Origin of the sequence: Terriglobus saanensis SP1PR4, from assembly GCF_000179915.2 — a bacterium.
Lineage (GTDB): Bacteria > Acidobacteriota > Terriglobia > Terriglobales > Acidobacteriaceae > Terriglobus > Terriglobus saanensis.
This window is the reverse complement of record NC_014963.1, coordinates 2,666,126-2,680,484: the sequence shown is the minus strand read 5'-3', so window position 1 is coordinate 2,680,484 and position 14,359 is coordinate 2,666,126. Positions and strand designations below refer to the sequence as shown.

General features: G+C 57.7%; 8 protein-coding genes and 1 tRNA gene. 7 read left to right on the top strand and 2 right to left on the bottom strand.

Annotated features, from left to right (window positions below):
- Positions 1-29: 29 nt before the first annotated feature.
- Entirely contained in the window at positions 30-1,208 is a 1,179-nt protein-coding gene (locus ACIPR4_RS11045) for a PepSY-associated TM helix domain-containing protein (protein WP_013568752.1), read from the bottom strand.
- 540 nt (positions 1,209-1,748) lie between these two features.
- Between ACIPR4_RS11045 and ACIPR4_RS11040 the strand changes: the two genes are divergently transcribed.
- The 7 genes from ACIPR4_RS11040 to ACIPR4_RS11010 all read left to right on the top strand — a co-directional run bounded on the left by ACIPR4_RS11040 (position 1,749) and on the right by ACIPR4_RS11010 (position 12,168).
- The gene (locus tag ACIPR4_RS11040) at positions 1,749-5,546 is read left to right on the top strand and encodes an alpha-amylase family glycosyl hydrolase (RefSeq protein ID WP_013568751.1); all 3,798 of its coding nucleotides are present in this window, start codon (positions 1,749-1,751) and stop codon (positions 5,544-5,546) included.
- A 144-nt stretch (positions 5,547-5,690) separates the two neighbouring features.
- Positions 5,691-5,767 (top strand) — tRNA-Met (locus tag ACIPR4_RS11035).
- A 398-nt stretch (positions 5,768-6,165) separates the two neighbouring features.
- Positions 6,166-7,551: a BON domain-containing protein gene (locus ACIPR4_RS11030; protein ID WP_041586047.1), complete on the top strand. Its 1,386-nt coding sequence runs from the start codon at positions 6,166-6,168 to the stop codon at positions 7,549-7,551.
- Positions 7,552-7,744: 193 nt separating this feature from the next.
- Positions 7,745-9,730: a peptidylprolyl isomerase gene (locus tag ACIPR4_RS11025; RefSeq protein ID WP_013568749.1), complete on the top strand. Its 1,986-nt coding sequence runs from the start codon at positions 7,745-7,747 to the stop codon at positions 9,728-9,730.
- Positions 9,731-9,848: 118 nt separating this feature from the next.
- Positions 9,849-11,444, top strand: coding sequence for a 4-alpha-glucanotransferase (gene malQ / locus ACIPR4_RS11020; RefSeq protein ID WP_013568747.1), 1,596 nt, complete (start codon positions 9,849-9,851; stop codon positions 11,442-11,444).
- Between the two features lie 40 nt (positions 11,445-11,484).
- On the top strand, positions 11,485-11,667 hold the full coding sequence (locus tag ACIPR4_RS11015) for a hypothetical protein (RefSeq protein WP_013568746.1): 183 nt from the start codon (positions 11,485-11,487) through the stop codon (positions 11,665-11,667).
- A 6-nt stretch (positions 11,668-11,673) separates the two neighbouring features.
- Positions 11,674-12,168, top strand: coding sequence for a 3-hydroxyacyl-CoA dehydrogenase NAD-binding domain-containing protein (locus ACIPR4_RS11010; RefSeq protein ID WP_013568745.1), 495 nt, complete (start codon positions 11,674-11,676; stop codon positions 12,166-12,168).
- A 15-nt stretch (positions 12,169-12,183) separates the two neighbouring features.
- On the opposite strand, the gene ACIPR4_RS11005 is transcribed toward ACIPR4_RS11010, so the two are convergent.
- Complete coding sequence (locus ACIPR4_RS11005) at positions 12,184-14,316, bottom strand: M1 family aminopeptidase (protein ID WP_013568744.1); 2,133 nt, start codon at positions 14,314-14,316, stop codon at positions 12,184-12,186.
- Positions 14,317-14,359: the final 43 nt, after the last annotated feature.

Below are 14,359 nucleotides of genomic sequence, written 5' to 3'. Positions count from 1 at the left end.
CCAAAAGACTCCGGAGGATGGACGTGAAGTTACTTTGAGGTGATGAGTTCCTGAACCTGGTTCCGCACGGCTTTGTGGTTTGTACGTTCGCGCCGAGTTCGCCACGAAAAGAAGCGTCTCAGTGAAAGAGAGAGACCGGTGTACACCAATAGCAGTGCGCCCAGGGCACTCACGAAAGCGAGTATCTGTCCGATCAGGCCGAAGAGTTCACCGGTGTGAATAAAGCGAGCATAGAGACGCCACTGACGTCCACGCGGATTGTCCTGAAAGCGATCCCAGCGAACAACGTCCGCTGTCTTTCGGTTTAGAACAAGTTGTGACTTGGTACGAGGATCGCGACCATCCCCTTCGTCCATCGCAATGGTGATGTCTTTCCCTTTTTGCGACGGAATCCGGAGCAAAAGGTTATTCCACTTCGGGTCCTGCTGCATCGCCCTTGCAATCAAGACATCGAGTTGTCCGTAGCGCGCTATGGGGAGTGCCCCAGCGTTGGTCTCACGCTCAGCCCTGACCGCCGGTGGAGGATCTCCTGCGACGCGATAAAGCAGGGCGTTGGCCCAGGCATATCCCATCACGGCACCACTCAGCACAATGCACGCCAGCGGAAGAGAAAGCCAGAACCCAACGACCGTGTGAAGGCTCCATTCAGACGCTCGTCCCACTCCGGTCCAACGCGGAACGAATCCAACCTTGGCGTGACGCCACGTCAGCTTCCGTGGGAACCAGAGGATGAGCCCACTGAGGAGAAGGAAGAAAAAGCCGAGATTGACCGCGTTCTTGACCGCGCGTAGATTCTCGTGCCGCACGCCACCCCAGGCTACATAGCGATGTAGGTCACGCACTTGCAGGAAGAAGTTGCGAAGCTTCCCCGAGTTTGCGCTGAGGACATGGCCGTCACATGGGTCTACGAGAAGAAGCTTACCTGCAGGGAACGCGATCTCAGTCGCCTTCGTCCGATTCGCAAAGGAGGTCCAGGAGATAGGATCGGCGGCCTGTTGGGTCGCCGCTGTGGTGAGTATCTGAGAAGGGTCGAGACAGGGGCTTCCCGCTTCGCGTCGCTCGGCAGCATGTATCTTGCGCTCTGAAAAAGAAATGATCTGCTGCTGAAATGCCATCAGGCAGCCGGTTACAGCTAGAAAGCCGATGACCAGGCTCACGACGATGCCTACCGTGAGATGGCACCAGAATAAAAGACGCCTCGGGGTCATTTGCTCCCCGATTCAGGGCAGCGGTGTGGAGTTTGTTGAGTCGCAGTCTTACGCACTTTTTAGCTTCCGTTCAGCCAAAACTGTCCCTCTACTCTATAGTGATAGGGTCGTCAGCCTTGATGGGTTGTCGATCTCGGGCCTCCTTCGGTGCTTCGCCAAAAAGACAATCGGAGGGGGCCTTCTTCCCTACCTAAACTACGACATAATTAGTCCGAGTTCAAGGACGCCAAGCATAATCGGTTCGATAATCAGCTCTTGGAACGATACCGACTTTCTGACTGATGCCTAAACGGGAGCGTCCACCGATTCGAAATGGCCTGGATATCTGCTGGAACTTTTAAACGGGTCGTATCACATGGCATCAAGAAAATTCTTTGATGCATCTTTACGAGGCATAGATGCAGACAGTGAAACCGGCAAAACGTGCCGCAATGTGGTTTTTTCGCAGTGTTTTCCATAAAGCCCTCGGAAAGGGCGGGAGCCTTTAGAGTAGAGACGAGCGGGCAATCTGTTGCCCACATTTGCGGGGTGTCTAGGAACATGGAATTTCATATTGCGCGCTCTTTGCGGGATAAGTACGAACTCAGTGACCTGCTTTTCTCGTATACGGGCAACGTAATCTTTGGCAATGTGTCGGCGAGTCGCCGCCTGGCTCAGCAGATGAACGAGGCGCGTGCCGTAAGTGACGCGACCGCGGGACAGAGTCCATCCGCTGTCGTGCACGCCGGACAACTCTTTGCTATGGGGTTGATCGATGAGTTGTGCCACGTCATCATTGAGCGCTATCGCAAAGAGCAGGATCCTGGCGTTCTTGCGGATGCCCTCAAGTGGTTCGGAGAACGTACTTCTACGAAAGAACTGGACGCACTTCTGCTCTCGTTCACGGAAAGCTTTCCGAACGTAGCGATTTATACCGGCAAAATCACAGAGAAGGAATGGCTCGCGTCGTCCACCGACGGTGTACCCAACCGCGAGGCTGCACTTGAAGAGCTTTTGTTGCTCTGGCTGGCGAATCAGAATCCTGCGTTCAGGCCGTTCAAAGCGCTATTTGACGACAACAGCCTGCAGACTGGGGTACCGGTATACCACAAGTTCGCCGCGGACATCGATGCCTACTTTGAAACCCGTATCGAGTTCAGCCCGGAAACGAAGACGCTGCTGAAGGCGCTCCGTGCGCCGATGGAGGCTTCGCCCGATTCGCTGAGCGGCCAGCTCGATTTCATCCGTGAAAAGTGGATTAGTTTGCTGGGACCGAACCTTGGTAGTGTGCTCAAGCGCACACTGCTTGCCGTGGACGTTTTGCGCGGAGAAGAGATCGCGATCTGGATGCAATTCAATCCGCCAGATCGGAATGTGCGGCAGCACAAGCCGGTGGAGTTCGGTGGCAAAGAAGGCTTCGCGGGCAACGAGTACATCGGCTATGAAGAGTACTGGGAAGAGACCGTCCGTGATGACGGAACGATAGTACGTCGGAAGCGGCTCCGGACCCGCCAGGGCGGACTTGTGGACGGGCAGTACGCGCACGACTACCAGGCTCCACTGAATGAATATGAAGCCTTCTCTTCCGATGATGCATGGATGCCCACCGTGGTGTTGATGGCGAAGAGCACGTATGTCTGGCTGGAGCAGCTTTCCAAGAAATACGGACGCCATATCTATCGGCTGGACCAGATTCCGTTGGAAGAGTTGCAGCTGCTGCGCGACCGCGGTATGACGGGCCTTTGGCTGATTGGTCTATGGGAACGCAGCAAGGCATCGCAGACGATCAAGCGGCTATTTGGGCAGGACGACGCGGTCGCATCGGCTTACTCGCTGATGGACTATCGAATTGCCGAGGATCTGGGCGGGGAGGCATCTTATGCGCGCCTGCATGCTGCTGCGCAGAGTGTTGGTCTGCGGCTCGCAAGCGATATGGTGCCCAATCACATGGGGCTTGATTCGACCTGGGTCATCGAGCATCCGGAGTGGTTTCTACGCCGTAACGAGAGCCCTTATCCTGTATACAGCTTCGAGGGGCCGGATGTTTCGGCGGACCCGCGTGTCGAGATCAAGATTGAAGACCACTACTACGACCGTACCGATGCGGCAGTGGTCTATCGCATGCGTTATCGCGACGGCAATGGACGCACGGAGTTCGTCTATCACGGCAACGATGGCACTACCTTCGCATGGAACGATACGGCGCAGCTCGACTATTCGCAGGCGGCCGTGCGAGAGCATGTGATCCAAGTAATTCTGGACGTTGCGCGGCGCTTCCCAATCATCCGTTTCGATGCAGCCATGGTGCTGGCCAAGCGGCATGTACAGCGGCTTTGGTTTCCTCTGCCCGGCGTTGGCGGATCGATCCCGTCGCGTGCGGAAGATGCGATGACGCAGGAAGAGTTCGACCGTATTATGCCGAATGAGTTCTGGCGCGAAGTGGTGGATCGTGTCCAGGCGGAGGTACCGGGAACGCTGCTGCTTGCAGAGGCGTTTTGGCTTCTGGAGGGCTACTTCGTTCGCACGCTGGGGATGCATCGCGTATACAACTCTGCGTTCATGGTGATGCTGCGCGATGAGGACAACGCGGCCTATCGCAGCTATCTGAAGAAGACGATTGAGTTCGATCCGGACATTATGAAGCGCTACGTCAACTTCATGTCCAACCCCGATGAGCGCACGGCGATCGATCAGTTCGGCTCTGGCGATAAGTACTTCGGCGTGGCGACCATGATGGCCACGATCCCCGGTCTGCCGATGTTCGGGCACGGGCAGATCGAAGGCTACACCGAAAAGTACGGCATGGAGTACAAGCAGGCCAAGATGGATGAGTGGCCGAACGACGATCTCGTGGCCCGCCACAAGAAAGAGATTGCGCCGCTTCTGAAGAACCGCGCACTGTTTGCGGAGAGCGAGAACTTCGTCTTCTTCGACTTCTGGACCGAGCACGGTGCGGTGGATGAAAACGTCTTCGCCTACACCAATCGCCTGGGACGAGAACGCGCACTGATCCTCTACAACAATGGCTATAGCAGTACACGCGGCAATGTCCACGTGTCGGTAGCTTCGATGAACAAGTGGACCGGCGACCTGTGGCAGCGGTCTTTGAAGGACGCGCTGGCCCTGCCGGAGGGCGATGGTTTCTTCCTCGCCTATCGAGACACAGCGACGGGGCTGGAATACTTGCGGCGTTCGGACTCCTTGAGGGACCACGGACTCACGCTCAATCTGCGTGGTTACCAGTACGCTGTGCTGCTGCACTGGCGCGAACTGCGGGCCACGGCTGAGCAGCCGTGGGACCGGCTCTGCGACGGACTCAATGGTGCGGGCGTCCACAGCCTCGACGAAGCGTTGGCACGGCTCCGGTTGCAGCCGTTGAACAGTGCGATTCGCCAGGCAGTTGCCTGGGACTCGATTCACTTACTGGCTCCGGAAGAGGAGAGCTCAGCCTCGGAGGCGGACGCCGTCCAGGTATGGGGATCTCGTGCAAGAGCGGTGTTCGATCGCTGGTCTGAGCTGGAAGGGCAGGATTCGGTCGTAACGTCGGACGCTTATGTGTCCGCTGCTTCCGCGCTCGCTCTTCTGGTCGTCAAGGCGATGGCGGCTGCAAAGGCTGCTCCCATTCTGTCCGCGCATCCGCCTCTCGAAACGATGTGGTCACCGCTGCTTTCTGTGGTGCTTCTGCGCAGCTTGCCAGAGCGGCAAGGCAGTGTCGTCGACCGACTGCAACTGCGCCCGTCGCTGGCGGAAATCTTCTCGGAGATCGGTATGCAAAGCGAAGACGCTTGGCGCATGGTGGCCCGCGTACATCTTGCGCTCTCGAATCCTGACCTGCGCTCCACTGCATTCTGGGCCGAGGGTGATGTGCAGTGGTTGGCCGCAGTGAACGAGCACGAGGGTGTCCGCTACGTGAATTACGAGGCGTTGCAGCAGTTATTGCAGTGGCTGACCTTGGTAGCCCAGGTGCAACCGACAGGAACCATAGCTAAGCCAGTGCCGGTTGCGGAAGTTCTTGCGGCTGCACAGGCAACGGGTTATCGCTACGACGCAATGGTCAAGTTGTTGACGGCGAAGCCTGTAACCGAGACGAAGAAGGCCGCGAAAATACCTTCAATCGCCGCGAAGAAAACGCCTGCCAAGGCTTCCGCAAAGCCCGAAGCGGGAAAAAAGAAGGCTGTAGCGAAGAAAGTTGTAGTCAAGAAACTTCCCGGCTCTCAGTCGCCTCTGTCGAAAGCATCGTCGCTTGAGGCTCAACTGCTCGATCCGAAGCCTGCCCCGAAGAAGAGCGTAGCCAGAAAGTTAGCGAAGCCGGGAACGACGCCGAAAAAACCTTTATCCGGAGAGGATCCAAAACCATAGCCCGAAAAAGCAAAGAAAGTACTTAGATAAACCGTAGACCCATAACATCGGCCTAATCATGGATTAGGCCGAATTCCTTGGGTCCGCTCTGATAAGTGAACTTCTTAGGGTTGACCTATGGGCTAAGTGTTAGTAATCTAAGAGTGCGGGGTGGAGCAGCCCGGTAGCTCGTTGGGCTCATAACCCAAAGGTCGTAGGTTCAAATCCTACCCCCGCAACCAAAGAACATAGTTTCCCCAAAGTTCTTTCCCACCTCTAGCAATATTCGCCATTCAATAGCTTATGGCAACTTGCGAATTCTTTTTATAACTTACATGGTCCGGTTCGGTGTTACGGTTTGCGGTGATTTTTCCCGCAATTGCGGCCATTTCCGACCTGTATGCATCGGTGATGCATTTTCCGGACGATGTGTGCCAGAGTTGCCTCTTTGAAAGTAGAAATTCTCGTTTTCCTGGTTGGGAGAACCGATCATCCGACGGCCGTTTTGGTTTGGCGCATTTGGATTGCGAAGCGAGCGGAACTATTCTCTGGAAATTGCGTCCTAAAGAGTGGGCAGACTCTTTGGGAGCCGCCGTGGAAGAGGGACTTCGAGATGAATTCGAATTGGTTGAGAGCTCTTATGATGCCTGCCGTTCTGGCTGGAGCAATTCTGTCTTCGGATAACGCAATTGCTCAAAAAGTTGCTGTGAGCGATGCGCAGGTGCAGGCCAATGTGTTGCGCGCTCTGGCTGGGGAAGGAAAGCTCTCCAACCAGGCGATTACGACCTCGACCGTCTTTGGAACCGTCACTCTGACGGGAGCAGTAGCGGACAACTCCTCGCGTGATTTGGCGGAGAAGGTGGTGTCGCACACAGACGGTGTGAAGAAGGTGATCGACCAGTTGCAGGTTGGGCAAGATGCTGTCGTTGCGGCACAGCAGCAACCGCCTCAGGGACAGCAGCCCGGGCAGGACCAGCAGCAGGGCATGGATCAGAACGCTCCGATGAACCAGAATGCACCGAACCAGACCGCTCAGATGGAGCAGGATGGGCAGGCAGCGCTGGACGGGCAAAATCAGCAGGGCTATCCCCAACAGCAGCAGGATCCAACTCAGCCGCGTCGTCTCTATCGCCGGGATTATGAGCGACAGATGGCGCAGCAGCAGCAAAACGGCCAGGATCCCCAAGGCCAGGTTCCGCAGGGTTATGGACAGCCGCAGGGCTATCCGCAACAGCAACAGGCATATGGACAGCTGCAGCAAGGATACGGACAACCGCAGCAGGGTGGACGCCCTGGCGGCGTCAGCGTCCAGATTCCGGCCGGCACGATGGTCAATGTTCGTCTGAATCGCTGGTTGACGAGTGACCACGTGCAGGCGGGAACCGGATTCGATGGGTTCATCGCAAACGATGTGGTTGCGGGCAATGAGATTGCCCTACCGCGGGGCGCCACAGTGCAGGGAACTGTTCTGGACGTACAGCAGGCGGGTGCTCTCAAGGGTAAGGGTTCCATCACGCTGCAACTGCAGACTGTGCAGCTCGCAGGCAAGACCTATCCGCTCCAGAGTGAGCCGTGGACGATCGACGGCCGCGACAAGACGGGCCAGACGGTTGGCAGCACGGCATTTGGAGCGATCTTTGGAGCTCTGATCGGTGGCGCTGTGGGCGGCGGGGCCGGTGCTGGAGCGGGCGCAGCCATCGGTGGCGTTGCTGGTCTGGGAACCTCGGCGATTGCAGGTGGTGGACAGGCAGTCATTCCAGGAGAAGCGATCGTCAACTTCCGGTTGACGGCCCCCTCTCAGGTGGTCACGGTGAGCGAAGGGGAGATGCAGCGCCTGGGTGGGTATGCAGGACCAGCGACAGACTATCCGCGCGGGCCTGGTCCAGCCTATGGCTATGCGGGACCCTACGGTGGATATCCTTATGGCTATCCGGCAGTTGGGATCGGCATCGGGATAGGCTACCCCTACTACGGTGGGTATTACCGGAGACCCTACTATCGTGGCTACTATGGTCGGCGCTACTAGGTCGTTGTTTTTCCTATAGCGGGAAGGGGCTGCGGCATTTGCCGCAGCCCCTTCCGTTTTGGGCGGAAAACTCCTTGCGTGGGTGATTTATACTTGAAGCCTGTCCTGCCAGATGCCCATCTGCCGTTTTTGCGGTGGAGTGTGGCGCGAAGCAAAACCAAGGGCTGTCTTATGAAGGTCTCCGAGCACATTTATGATTCGCTTGCTGCAAAAGGACAATCGCGCCGTCAAAGTTCTGTTTGCCGTCATTATCGGCGCCGCCATTCTCTCCATGATTGTGTACCTTGTTCCCGGTCTTTATGAGGGCGTAACGAACAACGGGGACGGTGTGTACGCGTCCGTTCATGAGCCTGGCTTGATGGGCCGGATCTTTGGCGATACGGAACAGATCACGACGCAGGAAGTTTCGCGGCTGGCTCAGAGCCTGCAGCAACGCAGCGGCTATCCCGCTTTTTATCTTCCCCTTCTGGAGCGCCAGGCGCAGCAGATGAAGATCGCGTGGGCTATTGAAGATCAGGAAGCGTCGCGTCTGGGCCTGCTGGTTAGCGATGAGGACGTCAGCGCGGAGCTGCACCAGGGGCAACTTGGCCAAATTCTCTTCCCGGGCGGCAAGTTCATCGGACAGGACCAGTACAAGCAGTTCGTGCAGAACGCCGCTGGCGTGCCGACGACGGCTGACTTTGAAAAAGAGATTAAGGAAGACATGGAACGTCGCCGTTTGCGGCAGTTTGTCACCGCCGGTGTGAACGTGAATGACAACGCAGTGCGCAGCGCGTACCTCCTCTCCGGCACCAAGGTGAAGTTCGACTACGCGATGATCAGCCCGGAAGACGTGAAGAAGAATGTCACGTCGACGGACAGCGAGCTCCAGAAGTACTTCAACGACAACAAGGCGCGCTATGCGAAGGCTGTTGCTGAAGCCCGCAAGGTAACCTATGTTGCCGTGGCCGCAGATAGCCTTCCGGGTGGTAAGCCTCAGGTATCAGATGCCGAGGTACAGAGCTACTACAGCCAGCACGCGGACCAATACAAAGTCGAAGAGCAGGTGAGGGTTCGTCACATCCTGATCTCGGTTCCTCCGGGTGCGGATGCCAAGGTCGACGCAGCTGCGAAGACCAAGGCACAGGATCTCCTCACGAAGATCCGTGCTGGCGGTAACTTCGCCGACTTGGCTAAGGCAAACTCCGATGATCCTGGATCGAAGGGTACTGGCGGCGAGCTTGGCTGGGTAAAGTCGAACGGACAGATGGTCCCCGCCTTCCAGACCGCAGCCATGGCGCTTAAGGCTGGACAGACCTCTGACTTGGTAAAGACCCAGTTCGGATATCACATCATCCAGGCCACAGAGCGGCAGGATGCGCATGTGAAGCCGTTGACTGAAGTCGCAAGCCAGATCCGTCCCATGCTGGAACAGCAGAAGGCTGCAGCGGCAGAGCAGAGCTTTGTGACGGCCCTTTCCAACGAGGCTGCGAAACAGGGTTTGGATAAGGCTGCTGCGGCGCATCATTTGACTGCACAGACGACGGACTATATCGCGCAGGATGGCGTAGTCAATGGCGTAGCCGACAGCTCGCAGCTATTGCAGGCCGCGTTCGCCGCAAAGAAGGGCGATGCTCCCAAGGCCGTTGCGACGGGCGAGGGTATGGCGATCTTCCAGGTGGTGGATATTCAGCCCGCACATGCTCCCACGTTTGACCTGTGGAAGAGCCACGTTGCGGACGATTACGCCGCCGAGCAGGTTCCCACGATGATGCAGGCGAAGCTCACCAAGCTTTCTGAGCGCGCCAAGCAGCTCAACGATCTGAAGAAGGCCGCTGTGGAGATGAACATCCCCGTGAAGACCTCTGACCTCGTTGGTCGCGACGGCAACGTACCTGAGCTCGGTGCGATGAGCGGCGGCGCGAGTGTCGCATTCACACTTGCAAAGGGTGCGGTCTCCGCACCCATCGACGCCAGCCGAAGCGGCGCTGTCCTTCAGGTCGTAGACAAACAAGAGCCTACGACGGAAGACATCGCAAAGAACTTCGACAAGACCAAAAATGATCTGTTGGAGAGCAAGCGGAACGAGGTCTTCGCACTTTACATGGGAACGCTGATGGACCAGTACAAGGCCAAGGGTGGCATCCATTTGTCTCCGAAGAGCAAGGCGAACCAGGCGGCCAACCCACTCGGCCTGTAACGAAACTCGCTGGACAGAAGGAGCCGGGCGCTTATGCCCGGCTCTTTGTTTTGCATGCAGTTTCGTCCGGTGGAGAAATTAGTTGCCGCATACAAAGATTCCGCATCAGATGAAGTAAATGATCACGGAACGTAAATCGGGTGTGTTGCTCCATGTGACTTCGCTGCCTTCGTATGGTGGCATCGGCGACATGGGGCCTGCGGCGTATGAATTTGTCGAGTTCCTCGCCTCCGCGAAACAGAGGCTATGGCAGGTATTACCGCTGAATCCCACGGGGTATGGCAACTCTCCCTATGCTGCGATCAGCGCCTTTGCAGGAAATCCTCTGCTCATCTCGCTGGAGCGGCTGGTGCGGGACGGATGGCTGTACCAGGGAGAGATCGAAGGACTCGCCGGGCATGGCGATCCGACCGACTTCGACCGTGCGGGACGCGAGAAGCAGCCCCTCATCGAGCGTGCCGCCAAGCGGTTCCTGGAATGCGATAACACTATCCTGCAGGATAAATTCGCTCGTTTCTGCGACGCTCATGCTGCGTGGCTGACGGACTATGTCCGTTATGTTGTTCTGCGTCGGATGCATGATTATGCCTGCTGGTGTGATTGGGCTCCTGAGTTCGCCGCACGTGACCCCAAGGCCCTTGCGAAGTTCGATGATGAGCGATGCCAGGAGTTGGATATAGAACGAGCGGTGCAGTTTCTGTTCACCGAGCAGTGGTGCGCCCTGAAGACTTTTTGCACCTCTCGGGATATCGCCGTGATGGGCGACATGGCCATCTTTGTGAACTACGACTCTGCCGATGTGTGGACGAATAAAGAAGTTTTCCGGCTCGACAAAGAGTTCAAGCCGACGGTCGTTAGCGGCGTTCCTCCGGACTACTTCTCGGTGACGGGACAGCGCTGGGGCAATCCACTCTATGACTGGAAGCTGCTGGAAAAGACGAAGTTCACCTGGTGGGTGGGCCGTGTTCGTCGGCAGATGGAGCTTTACGACGTGCTCCGGCTCGATCACTTCCGCGGATTTGAAGCGTATTGGGAGATCGATGCGGCTGCGGAGACAGCCATCGATGGAAAGTGGGTTGAGGCTCCCGGACAGAAGCTGTTCAAGCAGCTGAAGAAGGAACTCGGCGAACTTCCGTTTGTTGCAGAAGACCTCGGCCTGATCACGGCGCAGGTGGATGAACTTCGCGAAGAGTTTGGTATGCCCGGCATGCGCGTCCTGCAGTTCGGATTCTCCGATCGCGGCGCGCACCTGCATCTGCCTCACAGATTTGTTCCGAACATGGTCGTCTATACGGGAACGCACGACAACAATACAACGCTGGGCTGGTGGTATGAGCAGTTGAATGAGGCGGACCGCGCCAACGTAGTGGAGTATCTCGGACCTCTGCAGCATCCGAACGATGTGGTCTGGGCAATGATCCGCGCTGCGGAACGCAGCGTGGCCGCGCTTTGCATTTTGCCTCTGCAGGACCTCCTGCATCTTGGAAGTGACGGACGAATGAACACCCCTGCAAATCCTGCAGGGAACTGGTCGTGGCGCTATGTTCCTGAGGCTCTACATCCCGACCTTGCACAAAAACTGCTGGCGATTACAGAAATCACGGACCGCGATGGCTATGTAGAGCCCGAGGAGGTTCTAGTGGAGCCGCATGTGGTGGAAGCCCTGGAGAGCCAGGCTCCGGTGGAGCAGGCGGTCGAAGAGCAGCACAGCTAGTACACTGGTTCTGGAACGAAACGATTAGGAGACTCTGCACATGCCGCTGTCTGGTGAAGCGATCCGTACGATGAACTTTGTGGATGATATGTCTGGAACGCTGCGCAGAATTATGGCAGTCCTTCCCACACTGACTGAGGAAGAGCGCGCACGCGTGGCGGAGCATATCCGTACCAGCGAGCCGAGCTACGCCTCCGTGGTGGCCTCTCTCGAAAAGAAGTAAGCTGCGATGCAAACCGTTGCAGTGATCGGTGCGGGATTGAAGGGGCGCGCGTTTGCCATGGCCTGCGCGCGCGCCGGATACCGCGTGATTCTGGAAGACGTTATGCCTTCCAAGTTACGCGACGCCTCCGTGGATTTCTCCGGACAGGATGGAGTGCTGGAGTTTGCTACGACGGTAGAAGACGCCGTGCGTGAGGCGGACTTTGCCATCGACTTCGTTCCGGATGAACTGGAGAGCAAGCTGGAACTGGTCTGCATGATCGACCGCATGGCCCCCCCAAAGACCTTTGTGATGGTGCAGACGACCGCGCTCAGCGTGAGCGATCTCGCTGCTTGCACCTACCGTGCGGAGAAGTGCGTCGGCGTGCGTCTGGGCGAGGGTGAGGTTTCGCTGGTGCGTGGGGTGCGCACGGCTGAGACCTCAGTGGATGAAGTGGCGGGTCTGTTTGCTGCACTCGGGTGGGCAGCTATTTCCCTGGATGACCGTGTCGTTGTGATGTAGTTTTGCTGCGCAATCCTAGTCGGGACTGCGTTCGCGCGTGTAGGGCTTCTGCAGAAGAGCGCGGGCCTCGTTGATCGCGCCCTGCGTGTTGTCGTTTGTCTGTACCGCAAGCCGGTACTCATTGACCGCGCGGTCGCGCTGGCCGGTGAGATCGAAGACGCGGCCCAGACCAATATGGCTCCAGACTTCCGTCCACTTGGGATCGTTATCGCCGCGAAGCGAGTCGCGATAGCTGTTGGCGGCGGACTGGTAGTTGCGCTGCGTGAAGAAGACCTCGGCGATGCGATAGGTCGCGAGCGATGAGTTCTTGTTGGCATCAAGCGCATGCTGATACTCGGCGAGCGCGCCGATCAGGTCACCCTGCGCGACCAACTGCTGACCCTTGAGCACGGCAACACGGACGGCCAAGTCGGGGGTGGATTTGAGCACCCAATGTTCCGGATCGATCACAATCCGCCGGGGACGTCCAAAGGTCTCGATGGTGTAGTGCGAGTCAGTCCCGGAGACATCGATCCGCTTATTCTCCGTCTTGCCTTCGGTTTCGATCCTAAGATCGACGGGCATACGGAAGAGATCGAGGTCCTGCGAGATCGCTCCGATGGTGCGGAAACCCTTGTTGCCACCCAGACGATAGACGGTGAACTTGCTCGTAAAGGCAGGAGCGCCCGTCCCATCGATCCACTGCGCAAAGAAGGGTGTGAGGTTGAGACCGGACTGCGCTGCGGCCACCGTTTCCACGTCGGAGGAGCGGACGCCCTTTCCAGCAAACTGCGAGAGCAGGCCACGAAGGAAGACGGGGAACTTCTCATCACCCATCTGGTAGCGAAGCATATGGAAGACCATGGCTCCCTTCTCGAGAGTCTCGGATTGGAACTGGGGCGAGTAGGGATCGACGCGACCAAGGGTAGCGAGGGGTGCAGTATCGTAAGCGAGTGCACCGGCGGAGACGTCCGTCACTGCATTCTGAAAGGCGGTCTTTCCGCTGGCGTCTTCGAGAAACATCAGTTCGGCATAACGGCTCATGCCGTTTGTGATCCAGGCATCGTTGAGTGTGTAGGGAGAGACTTCGCTGCCCCACCACTGGTGGGCAATGGTGTTGGAAAGAAGCCGAGAGCTATTGGCGTTGCCGATGCGATTACCCGCAATGGCGGCGATCTCCGGGGCCCAGGAGGCGGCGACGGCATCCTCAGGCATCTCCACGATGTTGAGCGTGGAGGACTGCGGTTCACCGAAGGTTGTTGTGAAGAACTCCTGCTGACGTGCAGCAATGGCGGCGTACTCGGCGGCGCCGGTCTTATGTTTTTCAGTCACATAGATGCTGACGTTGCGCGCGCCCGAGGAGCGGATGGCAGGAAGGAATTTGCCCGCAATCACGGTGCCGGGGAACCCGGGCTTCTGCCAGGAGAAATCGAACTCCTCCATGTTTGCCGAAGAAGTAGGCGCAGCAGCCGGAGCTGCTGGAGGAGTGTCCGCTTTAGCCGTTGTCGTCGGTTTGGCAGTAGTGCGGGTGCCTACTCCTCCGCCTGCGCGGCGAGGAGTCATGTGCGCTGTCGCGTGGAGGGTGGGAACAGTCGATGCCGGTGCGGCAGGATGATTCGTCGCTCCGCTTGCGATGACTGTTTCGCCCTTGGGGACACGGATGTGCATCTCCGCAGTGAAACGCTGGGTATAGAGCCCAGAGACCGGAAACCACCGGCCGGGGTAAAGCAGCATGGTAATGGGATCGGCGATGGCAGCGAGTTTAATGCCTTCAACGGGAGAGGTGTCCGCGCCGTTGAGGGTGCCGGTGTATTCAAAACTGAGCGTCGTGCTGGTGCCCTTGGCAATGGGAGCGGTCATCGCTACGTTGATCGTGGATGTCGTGGGGTTGCGATCGGATTGCAGAGTCGCGCCAGTTGCGTCGGTGATTTTGGTGACCCTGAGGCCGTTGTTCAGTTCGAAGGTTGCGGTGGAGACGTCTTCGAGCGCAGTGAAGGTGACCTGAACCGTTGCGGTCAGGCGAGCCACGGCGGGGTCGATATCCGCGTTGATCGTGTACGCCGTGACTTGGAGCAGCGGGCGTGACGGAGGAGCGGCGCGTCCGGCAAAGCTGCAAAAGATTAGAGCGACAACGGCGATACTGGTCTTCAAAAGGCGGTGACGTGACATACGGATGCGGTCCTCTGGCGGGAGCTGTATCTGTCTCAGTGAG

Coding starts and splice junctions, on each gene's coding strand:
- ACIPR4_RS11010 (WP_013568745.1), top strand. CDS start 11,674: ATGCAAACCGTTGCAGTGATCGGTGCGGGATTGAAGGGGCGCGCGTTT.
- ACIPR4_RS11040 (WP_013568751.1), top strand. CDS start 1,749: ATGGAATTTCATATTGCGCGCTCTTTGCGGGATAAGTACGAACTCAGT.
- ACIPR4_RS11005 (WP_013568744.1), bottom strand. CDS start 14,316: ATGTCACGTCACCGCCTTTTGAAGACCAGTATCGCCGTTGTCGCTCTA.
- ACIPR4_RS11030 (WP_041586047.1), top strand. CDS start 6,166: ATGATGCCTGCCGTTCTGGCTGGAGCAATTCTGTCTTCGGATAACGCA.
- malQ (WP_013568747.1), top strand. CDS start 9,849: ATGATCACGGAACGTAAATCGGGTGTGTTGCTCCATGTGACTTCGCTG.
- ACIPR4_RS11015 (WP_013568746.1), top strand. CDS start 11,485: ATGCCGCTGTCTGGTGAAGCGATCCGTACGATGAACTTTGTGGATGAT.
- ACIPR4_RS11025 (WP_013568749.1), top strand. CDS start 7,745: ATGATTCGCTTGCTGCAAAAGGACAATCGCGCCGTCAAAGTTCTGTTT.
- ACIPR4_RS11045 (WP_013568752.1), bottom strand. CDS start 1,208: ATGACCCCGAGGCGTCTTTTATTCTGGTGCCATCTCACGGTAGGCATC.